The 365-nt window shown below is 61.6% G+C and carries 1 protein-coding gene; it reads right to left on the bottom strand.

The features are described from left to right. Positions 1-365: IS256 family transposase (locus HMPREF0298_RS11315; protein WP_006841340.1), on the bottom strand; the 365-nt coding region annotated here is incomplete at its 3' end.

The following is a 365-nucleotide window of genomic DNA, read 5'->3' as shown; positions in this document are numbered from 1 at the left end:
ACCTGGGACTTTGAGAGATTGTTGATCCCTAAGGTGGCGACCAGGTCGTTCATCCTGCGGGTGGACACACCTTTGAGGTAGCAGGTGGCGATCACGGTGGTCAGGGCCCGTTCGGCCCGGGTGCGTCGTTCGAGCAGCCAGTCCGGGAAGAAGGATCCGGTTCTGAGTTTGGGCACGGCGACGTCGATGGTGCCCACGCGTGTGTCGAAGTCGCGGTGGCGGTATCCGTTGCGGGTGTTAACCCGGTCCTGAGACACGGTGGCGTAGTCGGCGCCGCACACCTGGTCGGCTTGGGTGGAGAGGATCTGGTTGATGAAGCCTTGAAGCATTTCTCGCATGAGATCGGGGGATGCTTGGGCGAGCAA

The organism is Corynebacterium lipophiloflavum DSM 44291 (assembly GCF_000159635.1).
Lineage (GTDB): Bacteria > Actinomycetota > Actinomycetes > Mycobacteriales > Mycobacteriaceae > Corynebacterium > Corynebacterium lipophiloflavum.
The sequence above is the reverse complement of the archived record's forward strand: the minus strand, read 5'-3'. Positions and strand labels throughout refer to the sequence as shown.